The 19,844-nt window shown below is 34.7% G+C and carries 20 protein-coding genes; 19 read left to right on the top strand and 1 reads right to left on the bottom strand.

What is annotated here, in order from left to right:
* Positions 1 to 10 precede the first annotated feature (10 nt).
* From fliD to J2Z35_RS07755, 11 genes are all read left to right on the top strand, one after another.
* Positions 11 to 1,909: a flagellar filament capping protein FliD gene (fliD, locus tag J2Z35_RS07805; protein ID WP_209660835.1), complete on the top strand. Its 1,899-nt coding sequence runs from the start codon at positions 11 to 13 to the stop codon at positions 1,907 to 1,909.
* A gap of 26 nt (positions 1,910 to 1,935) precedes the next feature.
* The gene (gene fliS / locus J2Z35_RS07800) at positions 1,936 to 2,316 is read left to right on the top strand and encodes a flagellar export chaperone FliS (RefSeq protein WP_209660834.1); all 381 of its coding nucleotides are present in this window, start codon (positions 1,936 to 1,938) and stop codon (positions 2,314 to 2,316) included.
* A gap of 6 nt (positions 2,317 to 2,322) precedes the next feature.
* A complete protein-coding gene (gene flgN, locus J2Z35_RS07795; RefSeq protein ID WP_209660833.1) occupies positions 2,323 to 2,820 on the top strand; it encodes a flagellar export chaperone FlgN in 498 nt (165 codons plus the stop codon).
* 21 nt (positions 2,821 to 2,841) lie between these two features.
* Complete coding sequence (locus tag J2Z35_RS07790) at positions 2,842 to 3,195, top strand: hypothetical protein (RefSeq protein ID WP_209660832.1); 354 nt, start codon at positions 2,842 to 2,844, stop codon at positions 3,193 to 3,195.
* Positions 3,196 to 3,214: 19 nt separating this feature from the next.
* On the top strand, positions 3,215 to 3,415 hold the full coding sequence (locus tag J2Z35_RS07785) for a hypothetical protein (protein ID WP_209660831.1): 201 nt from the start codon (positions 3,215 to 3,217) through the stop codon (positions 3,413 to 3,415).
* A 17-nt stretch (positions 3,416 to 3,432) separates the two neighbouring features.
* Positions 3,433 to 3,813, top strand: coding sequence for a hypothetical protein (locus J2Z35_RS07780; protein ID WP_209660830.1), 381 nt, complete (start codon positions 3,433 to 3,435; stop codon positions 3,811 to 3,813).
* 221 nt (positions 3,814 to 4,034) lie between these two features.
* Positions 4,035 to 4,694, top strand: a complete 660-nt coding sequence (locus J2Z35_RS07775; RefSeq protein WP_209660829.1) for a response regulator — start codon at positions 4,035 to 4,037, stop codon at positions 4,692 to 4,694.
* Between the two features lie 264 nt (positions 4,695 to 4,958).
* The gene (locus J2Z35_RS07770; RefSeq protein WP_209660828.1) at positions 4,959 to 5,372 is read left to right on the top strand and encodes a hypothetical protein; all 414 of its coding nucleotides are present in this window, start codon (positions 4,959 to 4,961) and stop codon (positions 5,370 to 5,372) included.
* Between the two features lie 11 nt (positions 5,373 to 5,383).
* Positions 5,384 to 7,315: a GGDEF domain-containing protein gene (locus J2Z35_RS07765; RefSeq protein ID WP_209660827.1), complete on the top strand. Its 1,932-nt coding sequence runs from the start codon at positions 5,384 to 5,386 to the stop codon at positions 7,313 to 7,315.
* Between the two features lie 180 nt (positions 7,316 to 7,495).
* The gene (locus tag J2Z35_RS07760) at positions 7,496 to 8,905 is read left to right on the top strand and encodes an aldehyde dehydrogenase family protein (protein ID WP_209660826.1); all 1,410 of its coding nucleotides are present in this window, start codon (positions 7,496 to 7,498) and stop codon (positions 8,903 to 8,905) included.
* A 441-nt stretch (positions 8,906 to 9,346) separates the two neighbouring features.
* Entirely contained in the window at positions 9,347 to 10,555 is a 1,209-nt protein-coding gene (locus J2Z35_RS07755; protein ID WP_209660825.1) for a M20 family metallopeptidase, read from the top strand.
* Between the two features lie 139 nt (positions 10,556 to 10,694).
* Here J2Z35_RS07755 and J2Z35_RS07750 read toward each other — a convergent pair whose 3' ends face one another.
* Positions 10,695 to 11,471, bottom strand: a complete 777-nt coding sequence (locus tag J2Z35_RS07750; protein ID WP_245330803.1) for a rhomboid family intramembrane serine protease — start codon at positions 11,469 to 11,471, stop codon at positions 10,695 to 10,697.
* 418 nt (positions 11,472 to 11,889) lie between these two features.
* Between J2Z35_RS07750 and J2Z35_RS07745 the strand changes: the two genes are divergently transcribed.
* The 8 genes from J2Z35_RS07745 (at position 11,890) to J2Z35_RS07710 (ending at position 19,838) form a co-directional block, all read left to right on the top strand.
* Entirely contained in the window at positions 11,890 to 12,219 is a 330-nt protein-coding gene (locus tag J2Z35_RS07745; RefSeq protein ID WP_209660824.1) for a hypothetical protein, read from the top strand.
* The gene (locus J2Z35_RS07740) at positions 12,209 to 13,246 is read left to right on the top strand and encodes a V-type ATPase subunit (protein WP_209660823.1); all 1,038 of its coding nucleotides are present in this window, start codon (positions 12,209 to 12,211) and stop codon (positions 13,244 to 13,246) included. The genes J2Z35_RS07745 and J2Z35_RS07740 overlap by 11 nt, the downstream gene beginning before the upstream one ends.
* Positions 13,247 to 13,260: 14 nt before the next feature.
* Complete coding sequence (locus tag J2Z35_RS07735; RefSeq protein WP_209660822.1) at positions 13,261 to 15,222, top strand: V-type ATP synthase subunit I; 1,962 nt, start codon at positions 13,261 to 13,263, stop codon at positions 15,220 to 15,222.
* 63 nt (positions 15,223 to 15,285) lie between these two features.
* On the top strand, positions 15,286 to 15,711 hold the full coding sequence (locus tag J2Z35_RS07730; RefSeq protein WP_209660821.1) for an ATP synthase subunit C: 426 nt from the start codon (positions 15,286 to 15,288) through the stop codon (positions 15,709 to 15,711).
* 28 nt (positions 15,712 to 15,739) lie between these two features.
* Complete coding sequence (locus J2Z35_RS07725) at positions 15,740 to 16,045, top strand: V-type ATP synthase subunit F (protein WP_209660820.1); 306 nt, start codon at positions 15,740 to 15,742, stop codon at positions 16,043 to 16,045.
* Between the two features lie 9 nt (positions 16,046 to 16,054).
* Positions 16,055 to 16,678: a V-type ATP synthase subunit E gene (locus J2Z35_RS07720; RefSeq protein ID WP_209660819.1), complete on the top strand. Its 624-nt coding sequence runs from the start codon at positions 16,055 to 16,057 to the stop codon at positions 16,676 to 16,678.
* Positions 16,678 to 18,468 (top strand): V-type ATP synthase subunit A, encoded by a 1,791-nt coding sequence (locus tag J2Z35_RS07715; RefSeq protein WP_209660818.1) that lies wholly within the window; start codon positions 16,678 to 16,680, stop codon positions 18,466 to 18,468. The genes J2Z35_RS07720 and J2Z35_RS07715 overlap by 1 nt, the downstream gene beginning before the upstream one ends.
* Positions 18,465 to 19,838, top strand: coding sequence for a V-type ATP synthase subunit B (locus J2Z35_RS07710; RefSeq protein ID WP_209660817.1), 1,374 nt, complete (start codon positions 18,465 to 18,467; stop codon positions 19,836 to 19,838). The genes J2Z35_RS07715 and J2Z35_RS07710 overlap by 4 nt, the downstream gene beginning before the upstream one ends.
* Positions 19,839 to 19,844 lie beyond the last annotated feature (6 nt).

Genomic DNA, 19,844 nt, shown 5'->3' with positions numbered 1-19,844 from the left:
AGTGTAGGAAATGATAAATCCAATTAGATTTGGCGGAATGGCATCAGGTATGGACACTGAAGGCATAGTAAAGCAACTTATGGCTTCTGAAAGACTAAAAGTGGATAGATTCTCTCAACAAAAGATTTGGAAAACTTGGCAACAAGAGCAGTACAGTGGGCTTAATAAAATGATGGCAAACTTTATTTTGGATAGTAGAAAAAGTCTAGAGCTATCAAGAACGACGGCTACAGGTTCTATAGTTGGAGGCAGTATTAATAGTGCATCTTGGGTTAATAAGGCTAGCTCATCTAATGAAAGTAGATTTTCTGCATCGGCTACTGCATCTGCAGCCCAAGGAAATTACTCTTTAGAAATAAATAAGCTTGCGGATGGTATAAAAGCTTCAACTAATGGAACTATAGAAAATAATCAGATTGGACAAGATTTAAATATAAGTGTTAATGGAACTAATGTTGAATTAATTTCTACGGATACAATAGCAGATATAGCTAGAAAAATAAATAATGTTTCTGGAGTTACGGCAAGATATGACGTTGGATCTCAGAAATTTTTCTTAGCATCTACGCAAACTGGGAGTGAATCAAAACTTGAAATAGCTGGACCGGATGCTAATCAGTTATTAGGTATCTTAGATTTAAAAATTACTTCCGGAAATACTAACTTTGTTGGAACTGGCATAGAAAATAACACTCTTTCGGCAATTCCTGGGTTAACTTTTGATGGTGATGGAAAATTTGGTTTAACGGTAAATGGTAATGAGATAATCTTAAATGATACAGATACAATAGCAGATTTAGCTACTAAAATGAATAATATCTCAGGTGTTACAGCGACATATGATGAAGCATCAAAGAAGTTTTTCATAGAATCTAGCAATGGAAATCTTAATATAGAAGGTGCAAATGCAGGAGTCTTATTAGGATTAGATGGATTAAATTTAAAGGAATCTCCCCTTGTTGCGGGTACAGAATATAAAGGAACAAATGCAGAAATTGTTTTTGATGGGGCGACTATAGAGTATCAAACTAACAACATAAGTATCATAGGCATTAATATAAGCTTGAAAAGTGCGGCTCCTGGAGTAGTTGAAAACATAAATGTGTCTACTGACGTAGATGGTGCATTCGATAAGATAAAAAACTTTGTAGATGAATATAATAAAATAATTGACGTGTTTAATGCAAAAACTGGAGAAAAAGTATACAGAGATTTCCCTCCACTTACAGATGAGCAAAGAAGTGCTATGTCTGAAACAGATATTAAGCTTTGGGAAGATAAAGCAAAATCTGGACTTTTAAGAGATGATCAAATACTTAGAGGTACAATGCAAGATATAAGAAGAGACTTATATGAGCCTGTTACAAATGCAGGAGCAATATATGAACTTGGAATCACTACTGGAAGCTGGAGAGATAATGGGAAGCTTGTAATAGATGAACAAAAGCTTAAAGATGCATTAAGAAATGATCCTGAAAAAGTTATGAATACATTGTTTAAGACATCTAATATTTCGGAAGTTACTATTAATTCTGATGACTCAGATGAAGTTAAAGAGCAAAAAAGAGCTCAAATGGCTGCTAGAAAAGCCGATACTGGGGCGTTTGTTAGAGTATTCGACAATATGATAACTGGCATGAAATCTATAATAGATAGATCTGGTCCTGGAAGTGAGGGAACACTTTTAAGATCTGTAAGATCTAATATTATGGTAGACTATGTAACTAAAGGGTCAAAAAGCCTTCTGGATAGAGATATGTCTGAAATAGAAAAAAGAATTTCTAGAGAAAATGATAGGCTGAGAAGTATAGAGCAAGGACATTGGAAAAGATTTACTGCTATGGAAAAAGCCATGTCTCAGATGAACAACCAAAGTTCATGGTTAACTCAACAATTTGCGGGAAATTAGATTGAATAATTTAGGAGGTAATTGGATTGGCAGTTAACAATCCCTATACAAAATATAAGGAACAATCAGTAAGCACAGCTACACCTGAAGAACTTACCTTAATGCTATACAACGGGTGCATTAAGTTTATGAACTTAGCAAAGATATTTATGGATGAAAAGAACTTAGAAAAAGTAAATATCAATATTCAAAAAGCTCAAGATATAATAAATGAACTTAATTTAACTTTAAATATGGATATTGAAATATCTACAAATCTAAGACAACTATATGATTATGTTAATAGTAGATTAGTAGATGCAAATATAAATAAGGATAAAGTAGCCTTAGATGATGCGAAAACTATAGTTTCAGAGATGAGAGATACTTGGAAAGAGGCTATAGTTCTTGCAAGGAAAGGAAAATAGCATGATATGGAGGATAGTAAGAAGTTAATTCAATTTCTTGTTGATACAAGTAGAAAAAAATATTCCCTTTTAAATCAACTCCTCGAGATTACTAAATTACAAGGAGTTGATATAAATTCAAACAGCTTAAATTCTCTGTTAGATCATATCAAGCAGAAACAAGAGATAATGAATGAAATAGATAAGATGGATAGGCAGTTTTACAATTCTTTTGTAGAGTTAAAAAAAATCCTTAATATCAAATCTTTAGAAGATATTAATTCTATAGAATTTAGTGAAGTTTACGAACTCAAGTCCATGGTTTCAACAGTAATGAATAAACTAAGCGAGATTGAACAACTTGACCAGAAGAACATAAAAGGACTTAGTTCAGAGATTGAAACCTTAAAAGAAGAAATGAAACAATTTAAGGTTCAAACAAAGGTAGCTAAAAGTTATGGTGGTCCAAATTCAAATCCATATGGGAAGAATAATCAGGGTTTTTATATAGACGGAAAAAAATAAATGAAGCTTAGGTGATTATATATGAACAATGAAGAATTGGAAGTTTTACAAACTGCAAATGAGTATATTAATAATGTCCAAAGAGCTATCCCTGAGATAATAGAAAATTATAGAAATGGACAAGAAGTACAAGCAAGTGAAAAGATGATTTTACTTATTGAAGGTCTTCAGTGGCTAGATGAGGTTATAAGACTAACACAAGATCATACATCTATTGATAGAGAAGATAGTATATCATTATACCAAGAGATACTAGAAGCTATGGAGAATGGAGATATAATATTGCTATCGGATTTAATGGAATATGAACTCATTCCTATATTGAGTTTATGGAAAGAACAGTTTGAAGAGACTGTAAAAAACAATTTAAATTAAATGTTTAGGAGGGGAAATTGTGTTAGTAAAAGAAGTATTATCAAGAAGAGATGAGTTAAAAAACTACCTATATGCCCTGAAAAGATCTATAAAGCACTGTGAACTATATATGGATGATGAAGATATGGAAAATGATTTGAAAAACCTTTCAAAAGAAATACAAACCGAGTTTGATGAAGTAGATAAGGCTCTAAAAGCCTTTGAAGAGCTTGAAATGTAAGTGGATAGGAGAATTGCATGAAACTTTATCTTAAGGGACAAAGAGAAAAACAAATTGAAGAAGATGAAAGTACTCCAAGACTTGTAGTAGCAGGTTCAGAAGAGGACAATGAGCAATACAAGATGGTTAGAGACTATGTATATGACCACCAAGGGGCAAGTGCAGCCGAAGTATCTCTAGCTACTGGAGTGGCTACTTCTGTAATACTTAGATATCTTAAGGAAGGAAAAATACACCTAGCAGAAAATCAAAAGACACTTTTAAGTACTTGCAAAATGTGTAGTGTAGTAATAGATAGAGGGACTGTTTGTAAAGCATGTAGGGAAAAAAGGGATCAAAAAACCAAATCAGGTTTTGCTAAAGTCTCTTCAGATCATAGACGTAGAAGCCGCAGATAAAATCTATAAATCAAAAAGCTATAGTAAATGGATTCTATTTTATCCTTATACTATAGCTTTTTTAGTATTTTGAGATATTGCTTTTATGGAACTTGTATTTATTTCAAATTACTCAGTATTTTATAGAAACAAAAAAGATTATATAGTAAAATATAAACAATGGGCTTTGCAAGACTAAATTAATTCCAAAATTTAATAGCGATTAATTTGGGGGGATTTTAATGGATAAAATATCTATATTAGTAATAGATGACGAAGCTATAATAAGAAGTATTTTGACAAAGGGCTTAGGGGAATATGAGGATTTGGAAATAGTTAAATCATTTAACTGCGGAAGAAAAGCTATTGATTTTCTGGAAAAAAATAATTCAATTAATATAGACGTTATTTTACTTGATTTGATTATGCCTGAAGAGAATGGAATAGAAATACTAAAAAAAATAAAAAGCATATATCCCAATATAAAGATAATAATGCTAACTAGTACTATAAAATCAAAATACATAATGGACTCTTTAGATAACAATGTAGATGGATATATATATAAAGATATTGATTTTGATAGCTTAGCTTCTAAAATACGACTTGTAAAGAGCGGTATTTTTTACTCTGATGACATTATAAATGAAGATATTGAAAAATATAAAGTATATAGCTTAAAAAAGAAAAAGCTACTTGAGTCTTTTCGAACGTTAACTAATAGAGAACTAGAAATAATAGACCTTATAACAAAAGGGAAGAGCAATATGGATATTGCAAATGAGCTTTTTTTAAGCGAGCGTACAGTAAAAAACCATGTATATAATATCTTGAAAAAATTAGAACTTCAGGATAGAACTCAAGTGGCTATAACTAATCTTAGATATAATATTACTAATTGATAAGTTGAATAGAAGCAGATAGCTTTTTCTGAGGTTAGATTATTGAGGACTTAAGTTATTGGTAGAATTTTTATAACTTAAGATATTATAACTTAAGATGTATAAATTTCAAAATTCAAACTATAAATAGTCTTGTATATATAAAGCCTCCGTATTGATATAAAATATAATCAATCTGGGGGCTTTTTAGTTTTGAACAAAATGTAGATAATTTTATAATTTATGGGTATAATATACTAAATTTGTGTGACGGATGTGAACCCTATGAAAAGAAGATACATATATATCGCAATGTTAGTTTTACTAAGTCTAGGAATTATTTTTATAAATATTAAAAGCAGTAGTGAGAAGGCAAATAGTCAAATCTCTAAAGCTATTAGCGATATAATCAATATGGAAAATCAGAAACAAAGCATTATATCCTCAGATGACGAAGCCAAGCTTATAGAGTTTATAGAAAAGCTAAAGGAAAAAGGGTATACAGACATAAAGATATCTGAATATATGCCAGAGGAAGAAAATATAGTATATCTTCTTGCCCAAGCTAAAAACAGTGCTGATGAAGAGATTGAAAAAGGAATATTTTATATTACGGTTACGCTAACAGAGCAAAAGGAAGTCCAAGACCTCATAGTATCAAGCGTTGTTAATATCAGAAAAAATAAAGATAATTTCTAGTGAGGAGAACTATGAAAAATATCATAGAAACCATCAAAAACAATATTTTATTTGGAATGATCATATCTATCATAATTGTTATTGTAGTAACTGTTCAGGTCTTTGATTTTATGCTCACAAATCAACAAGATGATGAGATAGATAAGCTCTCATCATTCATCACATATTCTATCAACAACTCTGTTGGAGCTGAGGATTTGATTCAAAGTTATTTGATTCAAATTTTAGAATCGACAACATACCAAATAGAAGCTGAAATTGGAAATCGTGATTTATCGAATTTTACCCTAGAGGATTTAGAGGACATAAAGGAAAGGTATAAGCTTTCTGGAGTGGCTCTTTTTAAAAAAGAAGATGAAGATATTATAATTGAAAAATCAACCTCAGAGCATGAAGTGGGACTATCCACAAAAACCTGGGGTTTTTGGCATGAAGCATTTTCCCAGCTTTTGGATGACGAGGAAGTAAGTATAGGAAGAGGAATATCTATTGGAAAATTTTGGGCCGGTCCAAGATCTCTTGCATATGGACAAGACGGATATTACATATTCACTTATTATAAGATTGAAAATCAGCCATATCTTTTAAATATATATGTTGATGATATGAATGCTTTTGGGCTTGTGAAGAAAAATGACCCAAACAAACTAGTAAAGCAGATGATACAAGAGACAGACTTTATAGATGAGATTGCAGTAATCAATGTAGATGCTTGGAATAATAGATTTCTCCAAGAAAATAGGTCAAAGCTCCAAGACTTTACTGTTGAGTATGGCAGATACACTTCTTTTACAGCGGAAGATACTTATTATCTCAATAAGGTAAATCAACTGATAGATGAGTCGAAAATAAAAAAAGAAGTGGTTTATGAAGGACAGAAATATACAAAAATCTATAAAAAGTTAAAGGATGACCAAGTAGCTATTTTTTTAGTAAACAATATAAATAAAGCCCTTGTAAAAAGGCAGATAATTTGGATAATCCTTTCTGGGCTAATCTTGATTTGCGTATTGGGGTTCAGTATGGTTTTTATATACACCAAAAAATATACAGATTTATTAAAAATAGAGAGAAATAGGCTGAAAATAGCTGAAGAATATAGGCATACGGTGCAAATACTTCCAAGCATAGTTTTAAGGATTAAGAAAAATAAGAATGAGTTTATTGTGAAGCATTGTGAAGGTAAGGGGTTATCAGAGCTAGGGATAAATAGGTACAAGGCTCAAAATAGTTTGCTTGAAGATGTTTTACCAAAATCTTATTATGAGATAGTGACTCAAGGAATAAATCATGCATTAGAAGGTCAAGAACACAGCTTTGAGTATGCATACAAAGGAAAGGTATATGAAAATAAAGTACAGCCTATAATTGATAAAGATGAAATAGATGAAATAATTATATTTGCAAATGATATTACAAGGCTTAGAAAATCTGAAAATAGAGCGAAATATTTAGCATATCATGACAGTCTAACGGGTCTACCAAATAGATTATATCTTAAAGAAAAGGTAGAGAGTCTCATTGAGGACAAATCAAATAAGTTTATTGTTTGCTTTATAGATTTGGATGGGTTCAAATATATTAATGATACATCAGGGCATGATATAGGGGATGAGCTCCTTATACAAGTGTCTAGGAGAATCAGTCAATTAGCAAATGAAAATGATTTTCTGGCAAGGATAGGTGGAGATGAGTTTGCTTTTATTTTTATGGATATAGAAAATGAATCTGAAATAAAAGAAAAAGTAAAAAAATTGACTAATCTTATTGGAATGCCCTATACCATAGTAGGCAGAGAGTACAAAGTAACTTCGAGCATAGGGATTAGTAGATTCCCAGAAGATGCAGATTCTTATATAGAGTTAATCAAAAAAGCAGACTTAGCGATGTATAAAGTGAAAGATAACGGAAAAGACGGTTTTAATATATTTAGTGAAAAGTAGTTAGAAGACTTTATTTAAAGGAATGCCTCATCTTTGCAGAGCCCTTTGTGTAGACATATATTTTTACAATTTTAATAGAAAATCGTTATATTTTTAAGATAATGAGTATATATCATATAGTGGTTAATTTAAGAATCTAAAAATATATTTGAAGATATCTAGATATAAGGAGGTTTTTTAGTGAATAATAATCAACTATATATAAACGGTCAGTGGGTAAATAGTATTTCTAAGGATAAAATAGAGGTAGAAAACCCTGCAACAGAAAAAATATTTGAGCATGTTCCAGCGGCAAACGAGGAAGATGTAAATAGTGCTGTAAAAGCTGCTAAATCAGCATTTGATAGCTGGTCAAAGCTTTCTTTAGATGAAAGACTTAGTTACCTAAATAAGGCTTTTGAAATTTTTGAGGGCTATCAAGATGATTTAGTTGAAATCGAAATAAAGGAACTAGGTTCACCAAGATCTTGGGCAAAAAACGCTCATGTAAAGGGACCTATCAAAAGATTTGAAAACTATCTAAAAATAGCAAAGGATTTTTCATTTAAGGATGACCTTCCAAAGGCAACTGTTGTAAAAGAACCAATAGGAGTTATTGGATGCCTCACTCCTTGGAATTATCCTCTTAATCAAGTGATTCAAAAGGTGATTCCTGCACTTATATGCGGAAATACAGTAGTGCTCAAGCCATCTCAAATCACTCCACTATCCGCATATTTTTTAGCAGAAGCTTTTCATAAAGCAGAGCTTCCATCTGGAGTATTTAACTTAGTGACTGGAAGAGGAGCAGAAGTAGGAAACGTACTTGCATCTCATAAAGATGTGGATATGATTTCCTTTACAGGGTCTACATCTGGCGGGATAGAGGTAGGTAAGCTAGCCCTTGAAACAGTAAAGAAACTTGCTCTAGAGCTTGGAGGCAAATCACCAAATCTTGTACTAAAAGGCTCAAACTATGAAGAGGCAGTAAAGACCAGCCTTAACTCGACATTCAACAATACAGGTCAGACATGCTCTGCCCTTACAAGGCTGATTGTTCCAAAGGAAGACTTGCAGGAGATAGAAAATATAATAGTAGAAAAATCAAAAGGGTTTATAGTTGGAGACCCTGATGAAGAAGAGACAAAAGTAGGACCTCTATCTAACAAAAAGCAATTTGATAAGGTGAAATACTTTGTTGAAAAAGGAATTGAAGAAGGGGCTAAGCTACTTGTTGGAGAAGTTCCGCAGAAAAAAGACAAAGGATATTTTGCAAATCCAGTAGTATTTTCAAACGTTTCAAACAAGATGGAAATAGCCCAAGAGGAGATATTTGGACCTGTACTTTGCGTGATTCCATATGAAGGAATAGAAGAAGGAATCGAAATAGCAAATGACACTATATATGGCTTATCAGGAGCTGTATTTGGACCACAAGAGGAAGCAGAAAATGCTGCTAAAAGAATCAAAACTGGAGAAATCAAAATAAATAATGGAAAATGGGACCCTCTTGCTCCATTTGGAGGATATAAGCAATCTGGAATAGGTAGAGAAGGTGGATTCTACGGACTAGAGGAGTTTGTAGAGATTAAGACATTATTTAATAAGTAGAATAAATATAAAAATAGAGCCTTTAGAATTAATTTTCTAAAAGCTCTTTTTATTTGAAATAAAGGATTTCTCAGGCTGACCTGGTCTTTTGCCCCACACTCGCCTGCTGGAGATTTCGCTTGGGATCGCCGCACTACTGACTCTCTCGATTTTATAATCGGCAGGGCTTACATCTAAGATGCGCCATGCTCACCATATCATTTTTGTATGGCTTACGTGGGTCCTTTTGCCCGCATCTGGCTTGGACTTTCAACCACAGACCCTGAGAATTCCAAAGTAAAGTGTAACAGAATTTTCTTTTGTTGTCTATTATTATTCCCTATAATTTATATTGTTGAGCGTTTTCAGATTATTCCGATATTAAAGGGATAATATGGGTTTTCTATGATATAATTATGAAAAAGCTAGGCAGAATATTTATTGTCAGAGGGAGGGGCTAAAATGAAGACTTTATGGGACAATTTTTCTCAGGATGAGCTTATAAAGCTTACTATGGATATGATAGAGATAGGAAGCTATCCGGGGATATATCAGCAAGAAACCAAGGTGGCAAAATACATCCAAAGTGTACTTGAAAATGAAGGAATAGAGTGTAGGCTTAAGGAAGTAAAGGATGAACGATACAATCTTATAGCTACGATAAAGGGAAAAGGAAATAATGGGAATAAAAACCTTCTTTTTACAGGACATACAGATACAGTGCCTCCCTATGATATGGAAGATGCTCTTTATCCTAAGATAATTGATGATAAGCTCTATGGCAGAGGGGCAGTAGATATGAAAGGTCCCCTTGCGTGTATGATAGGAGCTATGATAGCAATCAAAAGATTAGGAATTACAATATCTGGGGATCTTGTACTTGCAGCTGTAATAGATGAAGAACATGGAAGCCTTGGTACTATAGATCTTGTGGAAGAAGGAATAAATGTTCATGGAGCTATAGTTGGGGAGCCTACAGAGCTTCAAATATGTACAGCTCACAGAGGACTAGAGTGGTTTGAATTTGTAATCAAAGGGAAACCTGTACACAGTGGAATGATGAATGAAGGGATAAATGCCATATCAAAAGCTGGGGAGCTAATCCACTATATTAATGAAAAACTCGTACCTCTTGTAGATAAAAGGGTACATCCAGTCACAGGACCATCTACTATCAATTTTGGAGCTATAAGAGGAGGGACTCAGCCTTCGACAGTGGCTGGAGAGTGTATACTATCCATTGACAGAAGATGGATACCTGGGGAGAAGTATGAAGATGTGGTTATGGAGTTTGAAAAGATAATAAAGGAAATGAATGAAAAAGACCCTGAGTTTGTGTGCTGCCTTAGGGTAATGAAAGAAAGTATTATGGAAAAAGGATATATACACGAGTCTATGGAGATTGAACCAGAGCATAAGCTTGTAAAAATAAGCCAGCAAAGTCTAAGTCTCGTACTTGGCAAAAGCCTTCCTCTTTCATATTTTCCTGCATGGACTGATGGGGGAATAATAAATACCTACGGAAAGATACCTACCATAGTATGGGGACCTGGCTCTTTAAAGAGCGCCCATTCTCCAAAGGAACATATAAGCATTGAAGACCTTGTAAATGGTTATAGAGCCTACCTTACGATGGCAATGAACTGGTTTGATTCTCCAGAAAATATATAATTAATTTACAAATTAAAGTAAAAGTAGTGACTTGACATATTAACTAAGTAGAAGATTGCTACTAGGGTAGAAGTCTTACTTTATTAGAAAAATAGCTATCAGCATCTAAACTGATAGCTATTTTTCTGGAAAATCTAAATCAATAAAATTCGTTATAGTATCTTCTTTTTTTCCTGTACCTTTTTCCAATATAGGCTCCATATACAAAACCTCCGATATGCGCCCACCAGGCGATACCTGCTCCATAAGGGTCATCAAACAAGGATATGACTCCGCTTGAAATCTGGGACAAAAACCATACCCCAATAAAAAGAAAGGCAGGTACGTTTATAAATATAGGGATTATTAGTATAAAGAAAAGAGTTTTAATTTTTGCAAGGGGAAAAAGTATTACATAGATTCCCATGACTCCAGCTATAGCACCTGATGCACCTACCACGACCACAGGGGAGGTTAGATTTAGTACATAATGGGCAAGAGCCGCAAAAAAGCCACTTAAAAAATAGATAACAAGAAATCTAAAATGCCCAAGTCTATCTTCTACATTGTCTCCGAATAGCCACAGAGCCCACATATTACTTAGTATATGTCCTAATCCGCCATGAAGGAACATACTGCTGAAGACGGTTGCTATATTGAATCCGATAAATCCTAGGTTAAAGTCCAAAATAGAGTTTGTAAGGTCTCCTGGGGTGAATCCAAAGGCATATACAAAATTCATGGCAACATCTCTAGGCAAAAACATTTCAAATACAAATATTCCTATATTAATAAGAATCAAAATTACTGTGATATATGGAGTGGTGCTCCTTGGATTTAAATCCCTTAAAGGTATAATAATTCTCAACTCCTTTGAATCTTCTAGTTGAAGATTTTTTATATAATTACCCCCATCTAAAGTTAGGTAAACCTTCATAAGAATGGATATATAATTGTCTATAATTATTGAAAATTCAATAATAAAAGACTTATTGATACTTAAATATATTTATCCTCTGAGATTGTTAACAACATGTTAAATTGTCCACACAAAGATTGGCTTATCCACTTTATGCACAGAGTTATCCACATTATCCACGGAGATTTATCCCCAATTACCCACAATATCCCCAGATGAAGCTGGGGATATATTTTGAAAATCAAAGCTATATTGAGCTTCGGAGATATAGTCAATATGTATGAACTTACAAAGCTTAATTTAAGGAAAAAGAAGGATTTTTGAGATTTAGGATTTCAAGAAAGTAGGAGTATAATCGAGTAGTGCTGGGATATAAGTTGATAATTATGGGTAATAGGGATATTAATAATAATTTCAAATTAAGGAGGGGGAGTCCTTGGAAGAAATCATTAAAACCATACTTGATATTGAAAAAGACGCTTTAGAAAAAGAAAAACAAGGGGAAATAGATCTAGAGCAGATGGAATCTAGACGGGTTGTTCTTTTGAAAAAGCTTAAGGAACAGATTGAAAATGAAAAAAATGAAAAAATAAAAAGCTACAGAGAGCGGCTTGAACTAGAAAAAGAAGAGGAATTTTCGAAAATAAAAAAGGAAGCAGAATTTAGAAAATCTTCTTTTGAAAAAAGATATGAAGAAATAAAGGCCAAGATAGTGGAAGATGCTTTTGAAGTAGTCTTAAGAAGCATGGAGGGATATGATGGGTAGCGTGGCAAGATTTGGAGGCCTTAATACGAAGCTACAGGCTATCTATGGAAAAATGCTAAGCCAAGATGACTACGAAAACCTTATAGCCTTAGATTCTGTAGTAGAGGTTGCTAGATACCTAAAGGAAAATACCTACTATAGTGATGTGCTGGATGAAGTCATTGTTGAGGATGTCCACAGGGGAGACCTTGAGCATATATTAAAAACCAAGCTTATTAAGGTGATGGAGAGTCTAATACATTTTACAAGCGGACCCTACAAGGATTTTATGAAGGCTATGTTTGCAAGGTATGAAGTTGAGGATTTAAAGCTTATATTAAGGGCTATAACCAAAGGCGATGACCCTAGAAAGATTGAAAATTTATTTCTTCATTCTGTTGATTACTCCTACCTCAATTATGACTTGCTTACAAAATCCAAAACATTAAACAATCTCAGAGATAATCTCAAAGGAAGTATATATCAGGACGCATTTAGAAATCTTACTGAAGAAGACCTTAGCATGAGAGAGTTTCATCTTGAGATGAATCTAGATGCAATATATTTTGGAAATCTTATTAAAAAAACAAAAGCTCTTTCAGGAGAAGATGAAGCTATATTAGATGAGCTTATTGGAGTCAACATAGACCTTGTAAATCTTCAGTGGGTTTATAGAGCCAAGAAATATTATGGCCTGATACCTGAAGAGATACTAAACTATACCCTTTCTGGAGGAAAAAACTTTGGGTTTTCAAAGCTCAAAACAATCGTGTACAACGATGATCCCAGAAGTGAAATAGAAGCATCACTTCCAAAAAAATATAGGGAGCTTCTTACTGAAGAGGATATATATCTTGAACGAAAAATATATCAGTTTTTATATGAGAGGTTTAAAGAGTTTGATAAAAATAGCAGATTAAACATCTCAAAGCTTGTTGCTGTGATTCATTTTATGGAATATGAGATAAGGGATATTATATCAATTACTGAGGCAATAAGATATGAAGTGGAAGATATAAAGGAATTTTTAATCAGAAGTTTTGACTAAAAGAAGGTGAAAATATGGCTGTAGAAAAAATGGAGATGATGAATCTAGTAGCTCCCATAGAAAATATCCATGAGATTCTAGAAGGGGTAGTCCTCACTGAAAAGGTTCATATCCAGAAGGGACAAAACTCAGGAGACTCTAACTTCACCCTTTCTGTACTTGAGGATGCTCTAAGCACTTTACGGGATATGGGAAGTCTTGTAAGGTACAAGGCCAGCAAGAAAAGCTTGGCGGCTCAAAGAAAGGACCTTCAAGAGATTACAGATACATTTGATATAATTCCTGACAAGTCAAAATCAGGGTATGGAGAGTGTAGCCTTGAAAGGGCTGTAGATATACTTTGTGAAATGAAATCAAAGGTTGACCCTATAAAAGAAGCACTTGATGAAACCTTTGAAGAGATAAGAAGGCATAGAGATTTTCTGGAAAGTATTAAATACCTTCTAGGGATGGATATAGATGTTTCGGAATTTTCCAAAATGAAGCATTTTAATTATCATATTGGGACTCTTACAAAGGAAAGAAGGATAAAATTAAGGAACAACTACGAAAATATATCTGCAGTTGTCCTTCATATTGGAAGCTCTGAGGATGGAGAAGCCTATCTTATATTTGCGCCATCTGATCTTGACAATGAATCTGTAAAGATTTTAAAATCACTGAACTTCAAGGAAATAAAGCTACCTGTGGAGTTCAAGGGAACACCTGATGAGGTATATAAAGAGGTAGTTGAAAAGATAAAAACCTTTAACAAAATCAAGGAAGAGCTTGAAGAAAAGCTAAGCCTTCTAAAGGAAGATTATAAACATCATATAGACAATATAAACAGGCGACTTGATATAGAGGAACAGATAGAAAGTCTTAAGGATAACCTTGCTGTATCAAGAAACTTCTTTTATTTTTCGGGATGGATTCCAAAGAGTGACAGAAAAAAAATAAAGGCTCAGATTGAGAAGCTTTGCCCTATGGCTATCCTTTCCTTTGAGGAAAGTGAGGATATAAGGAAGGAAATCATACCTCCTACAAAGCTAAAAAACTCATGGCTTCTTCGTCCCTTTGAAATGCTTGTAAATCTTTATGGAGTTCCTAACTATAAGGAAATAGATCCAACGTTTTTTCTAGGGCTCACCTATCTTATCCTCTTTGGTGCTATGTTTGGAGACGTAGGTCAGGGCTCTGTAATCATGCTAGGTGGGTGGCTTCTAAAAGAAAAAAGTACTATGAAGGTCCAAGGAGAGCTGATGATGAGAGTTGGAATTAGCTCCGTGATATTTGGATTTCTTTATGGAAGTCTCTTTGGATTTGAGACAGTGCTACCGGCTCTTCTTATAAGACCGATTGAAAATATAGATACTGTCTTACTGTCATCAGTAATCTTTGGAGTCATACTCCTTCTTATGAGCTTTGGGCTTTCTATTAAAAATGCAGTGGCTAGAAGGGATATAGAGGAAGGGTTATTTGGCAGAAACGGTCTTGCTGGTCTTTTGTTTTATATAGTTCTTCTTATTACAGTAGTTCAGCTTGCTCTATCTAGGATAGTAATACCTATATATATACTTTTTCTAATCGGTGCATTTATGCTTTCTATGATACTTTTTAGAAATCCTATAGCAAGTGCAGTATTAAAAAAGACTCCAAGCTATCATGGCGGTAAAAAAGAATACTATATAGAAGGAAGCTTTGACCTTATTGAAACCCTTCTTAGTCTTCTTTCAAACACGATATCATTTATAAGAATAGGGGCATTTGCCCTCAATCACGTAGGACTTTTTCTAGCATTTGAGACTATGGCCCATCTTTCTGGCAATCCTGCGGCAAGTGTATTCATTATAATACTTGGAAATGTGATTATCATAGCACTTGAGGGTCTTATTGTATTTATACAGGGACTTAGGCTTGAGTATTATGAGATGTTCAGCAAATATTACAAGGGTGATGGTGTAAAATACGAGCCACTAAAAATTACTAAAACCTAAGAAGATTGGATTAAGATATAAATAGATTTAAGTATAATATTTAAAAAAGAAGGGATGAAATATATGAAGATAATACTTGCTATGATGGTATTTGTTGTACTTTCTACTATAGGATTGGGATTGAAAATATGGATAAATAATGAAAATAAAACTCAGTCAGGACTGAAAAAGCTTTTTATAGGAAATCTAGTGGGATTTACTCCTCTTGTAGCAATGGCACTACTTATTATAGTTCCAGACCTTGTCTTTGCAGCTACTACTGAGGGACTTTCATCAAGTGCAGGACTAGGATTTATTGCAGCTGCTCTTTCTACTGGTATGGCGGCGATTGGAGCGGGATATGCAGTTGGAGTAGTAGGCTCTGCGGCTCTTGGAGCTGTATCTGAGGATGAGAAGATACTTGGAAAGACCCTTATATTTGTAGGGCTTGCTGAGGGGATAGCAATATACGGTCTTATAATTTCGATACTTATACTGGGAAGATTATAGAAGGTTTTTTAAATGGGGAGATGAAGTTATGAAATCTTTTCTTATAAGTGATAATAGAGATACCTTTGTGGCTATGAGACTTGCAGGAATAGAAGGTGTAATAGTTCACGAAAGGGAAGAAATACTAATTGAGCTTGAGAAAGCCATGAAGAATAAAGAAATAGGAATAATAATAATAACAGAGCTAATACTTGAGAAGGTCCATGATGAGATAATGGATATAAAGCTAAAGAAAAAACATCCTCTTATTGTGGAGATTCCTGATAGACATGGTCAAAGAAGAGATAAGGACTATATTACAAAGTATATAAATGATTCCCTTGGTCTTAAGTGAGGTGAAAAGATGGTAACCTTAGAGGAAAAAATAAGCTTATTCAAAAAGATGGTGGATGATAAGGTTCAAAAAGAGATAAATGAAAAGCTATATCAGAAAGAAACTGAGATAAATATGGAGGTTGAAAAGGAGAAAGCAGAACTTTCTTTAAAGGCTGACAGAGAAAAGAAGATAGTGATTGATAGACTTAAAAAAGAAAAATCCGAGGCAGTTTCTTCGATGATTCAAAAGGAAAAAAGGAATTTTTTAAGACTCAATGAAGAGATTCTAGAAGATATTATAACTAAGGTAGAAGACAAGATTAAGGATTTTATGGATGAGGGGGACTATGCTGAGTATCTAAAAAGAGTCCTTCGCTCCTCTATAGGAAGTTTTGATAAAGAGTCCCAGCTTATAGTCTATATTCCGCCAGTAGGGTTTTCTAAAGGGAAAAAAGCCTTGGAGGAGGAGCTTAGAGGTCTTGGATTTCAAAATTTCATATTTAAAGAGGGACAGATTGCAGATATAGGAGGTTTTATTCTTGAAAACCGTGAAAAAGGAATAAGGGTAAACCGGACATTTGCAGAGGCACTTCATATAAAAAGAGATGAAATAGGGCAGATACTAAGTGACTACATCAGGAGGGGTGAATAATGGAGAAAAAGCTTAAGGGCGTTACGGTGTCCATTAATGGCCCTGTTGTAAAAGGTTCATCTATGGAAGGCTTTAAGGCAAGGGAAATGGTCATGGTAGGAAAGAAAAAGCTACTTGCAGAGGTGATTTCTCTTGAAAAGGATATGGCAACTATTCAGGTATATGAAGAAACAGAAGGACTGAAGATTTCAGAAGAAATAATATCTACAGGTTCTCCTCTTTCTCTTACACTTGGACCAGGAATGATAGGAAACGTGTTTGATGGTATACAAAGGCCCCTTGAGGATATCAAGAAGATTTCTGGAGATTTTATAGGAGAAGGAATAGGACTGATGTCTCTTGATAGAGAAAAGCTTTGGGAAGTAAAGATACTTATCAAAGAAGGAGATTATGTAGAAGAAGGTCAGTTTTATGCTGAAATACAGGAGACTAACTTGATAGTCCATAGGCTTATGGTGCCAAAGGGAATATCAGGAAAAATCAAGATAGCAAAGGAGTCAGGCAACTATAGGCTTGAAGATGTTGTTGCAATAATTGATACTTTTGGAGAGGACTATAACCTAAAGCTATATCAGGTATGGCCAGTTAGAGAACCTAGACCTGTTAGAGAAAGGATGGCTATAGACAGGCTTTTAATCACAGGCCAAAGAGTCCTTGATATATTTTTTCCTATAGCAAAGGGAGGTACTGCTGCTCTTCCCGGAGGATTTGGTACTGGCAAGACTATGACTCAGCATCAGCTTGCCAAGTGGTCTGATGCAGATATCATCATATATATAGGCTGCGGAGAGAGGGGAAATGAAATCACTGAGGTCCTTGAAGATTTTCCCAAGCTAATCGACCCAAGAAGCCAAAGACCTCTAATGGAGCGAACAATACTAATTGCAAATACCTCTAATATGCCAGTTGCTGCAAGGGAAGCCAGTGTATACACAGGAATCACAATGGCTGAGTACTATAGAGATATGGGATACCACGTAGCTATAATGGCAGACTCTACATCAAGGTGGGCAGAAGCTCTCAGAGAGATATCTGGAAGACTTGAAGAGATGCCGGCAGAGGAAGGTTATCCAGCCTATCTTCCTTCAAGACTTGCTCAGTTTTATGAAAGGGCAGGATATGTAAAGACACTTTCTGAAAGAGAAGGCTCAGTTACTATAATAGGAGCAGTCTCGCCCCCAGGTGGAGATTTTTCGGAGCCTGTGACGGAAAATAGCAAGAGATTTGCAAATGCTTTTTTAGCCCTTGACAGAAAGCTTGCATATGCCAGACATTACCCAGCAGTGAGCTATCTAAATAGTTATAGTGGTTATGTAAAGCAGCTTAAGCACTGGTATTATGAAAATGTAAGCGAAGACGTACTAGAGCTAAGGGAAGAGATGCTTTATATACTCCATGAAGAGGAAAAGCTAAACTCCATAATCCAGCTTGTAGGTGAGGATGTACTTCCAGATGAGCAAAGGATAATTCTTGAGATATCTAGGGTCATAAAAAGAGGATTTCTCCAGCAAAATGCAAATCACAAAGAGGACACTTTTGTTCCTATCAACAAGCAGTATGAGATGTTAAAGGTGATTCATCATCTTTATATGAAGGCGCATGAAGCTGTAAAATTAGGACTTCCCCTTTCTGAGGTTAGAAGTTCTGATATATTTGAAGAGGTAATCAAGATGAAATATACTGTTCCAAATGATGATCTTTCTAAGATAGACGATTTATATGCGAAGATAGATTCATATTACAGCTCCTTAAAGCAGCGTTATGATATGAAAAGGGAGGGAGTTAATTGAATACAAAAGAATATCTAAGACTAGACTCTGTATCTGGCTCCCTTATTGCACTTTCTGGAGCAGAAGATGTGGCATATGGAGAGATAATAGAGATAATGGTCGAAGGTGGTCAAAAAAGAAGAGGCAAGGTAGTTCTTGTAGATGAGGATAAGGTGATTGCTCAGGTATTTCAAGGAACTCAGGGAATATCAACAATTAACTCATCGGTAAGATTTACAGGAAAGCCACTTGAAATCCCACTATCAAAAGATATACTTGGAAGAACCTTTAATGGAATGGGACTTCCTATAGACGGAGGACCTCCAGTATATAGCAGAAACAAATACAATGTAAATGGCAGACCTATGAATCCTGTATCCAGAAGATATCCTAGAAATTATCTAGAAACTGGAATATCTGCAATAGATAGCCTCATGACACTTATAAGGGGACAAAAGCTCCCAATATTTTCAGGAAATGGACTACCTCACAACGAGCTTGCTGCTCAAATAGTAAGGCAGGCAAGGATAAAAGGTGAGGAAGATAATTTTGCAATAGTTTTTGCTGCCATGGGAGTGAAGCATGATGATGCAGACTTTTTTAGAAGAAGCTTTGAGTCATCTGGGGTTCTTGAAAAAGTAGTAATGTATATTAACATAGCGGATGAGCCTGTGGTTGAAAGAATCACTACTCCAAGGTGTGCACTTACAGCAGCCGAGTATCTTGCATATGAAGAGGGAATGCATATCCTTGTTATAATGACTGACATGACTAGCTATGGGGAGGCTCTTCGTGAAATATCATCTGCAAGGGAGGAAATACCGAGCAGAAAGGGTTACCCTGGATATCTATATAGTGACCTTGCTCAGCTTTATGAAAGAGCAGGAATGATGAAAAACAGAGAAGGGTCTGTAACCCTCCTTCCAATACTCACTATGCCAAATGATGATATCACCCATCCGATGCCAGATCTTTCTGGATATATCACAGAGGGTCAGATAGTGCTCTCAAGAGAGCTTCACCAAAAGAATATTTATCCTCCTGTGAATATCCTGCCATCCCTTTCTAGACTGATGAAGGATGGTATAGGAGATGGATTTACAAGAGAGGACCATGACGAAGTCGCATCTCAGCTTTTTTCATCCTATTCAAGGGTTCAGGAGGTAAGAAGTCTTGCCCAGATTATAGGAGAGGAAGACCTTTCTGAAACAGACCAGAGCTTTATGGAGTTTGGAAGGGCATTTGAAAAAAGATTTTTAGGTCAAGGACAAGATGAACAAAGGTCTATAGAGGATACACTAAATATAGGTTGGGAGATATTAAAGATACTTCCAAAGGATGAACTAGAGAGAATATCCCCAGAGTTTTTAGATAAATATTATGGGAGCTGATGAGTC

The sequence above is a fragment of the Acetoanaerobium pronyense genome (genome assembly GCF_017874355.1).
Lineage (GTDB): Bacteria > Bacillota > Clostridia > Peptostreptococcales > Filifactoraceae > Acetoanaerobium > Acetoanaerobium pronyense.
The sequence above is the reverse complement of the archived record's forward strand: the minus strand, read 5'-3'. Positions and strand labels throughout refer to the sequence as shown.

Excerpts from the sequence above, each read along its gene's own strand:
- flgN (WP_209660833.1), top strand. The coding sequence starts at position 2,323 with ATGGAGGATAGTAAGAAGTTAATTCAATTTCTTGTTGATACAAGTAGA.
- J2Z35_RS07735 (WP_209660822.1), top strand. The coding sequence starts at position 13,261 with ATGGCTGTAGAAAAAATGGAGATGATGAATCTAGTAGCTCCCATAGAA.
- J2Z35_RS07775 (WP_209660829.1), top strand. The coding sequence starts at position 4,035 with ATGGATAAAATATCTATATTAGTAATAGATGACGAAGCTATAATAAGA.
- J2Z35_RS07720 (WP_209660819.1), top strand. The coding sequence starts at position 16,055 with ATGGTAACCTTAGAGGAAAAAATAAGCTTATTCAAAAAGATGGTGGAT.
- J2Z35_RS07765 (WP_209660827.1), top strand. The coding sequence starts at position 5,384 with ATGAAAAATATCATAGAAACCATCAAAAACAATATTTTATTTGGAATG.
- J2Z35_RS07730 (WP_209660821.1), top strand. The coding sequence starts at position 15,286 with ATGAAGATAATACTTGCTATGATGGTATTTGTTGTACTTTCTACTATA.
- J2Z35_RS07780 (WP_209660830.1), top strand. The coding sequence starts at position 3,433 with ATGAAACTTTATCTTAAGGGACAAAGAGAAAAACAAATTGAAGAAGAT.
- J2Z35_RS07750 (WP_245330803.1), bottom strand. The coding sequence starts at position 11,471 with ATGAAGGTTTACCTAACTTTAGATGGGGGTAATTATATAAAAAATCTT.
- J2Z35_RS07790 (WP_209660832.1), top strand. The coding sequence starts at position 2,842 with ATGAACAATGAAGAATTGGAAGTTTTACAAACTGCAAATGAGTATATT.
- J2Z35_RS07725 (WP_209660820.1), top strand. The coding sequence starts at position 15,740 with ATGAAATCTTTTCTTATAAGTGATAATAGAGATACCTTTGTGGCTATG.
- J2Z35_RS07740 (WP_209660823.1), top strand. The coding sequence starts at position 12,209 with ATGATGGGTAGCGTGGCAAGATTTGGAGGCCTTAATACGAAGCTACAG.
- J2Z35_RS07770 (WP_209660828.1), top strand. The coding sequence starts at position 4,959 with ATGAAAAGAAGATACATATATATCGCAATGTTAGTTTTACTAAGTCTA.
- fliD (WP_209660835.1), top strand. The coding sequence starts at position 11 with ATGATAAATCCAATTAGATTTGGCGGAATGGCATCAGGTATGGACACT.
- J2Z35_RS07715 (WP_209660818.1), top strand. The coding sequence starts at position 16,678 with ATGGAGAAAAAGCTTAAGGGCGTTACGGTGTCCATTAATGGCCCTGTT.
- J2Z35_RS07755 (WP_209660825.1), top strand. The coding sequence starts at position 9,347 with ATGAAGACTTTATGGGACAATTTTTCTCAGGATGAGCTTATAAAGCTT.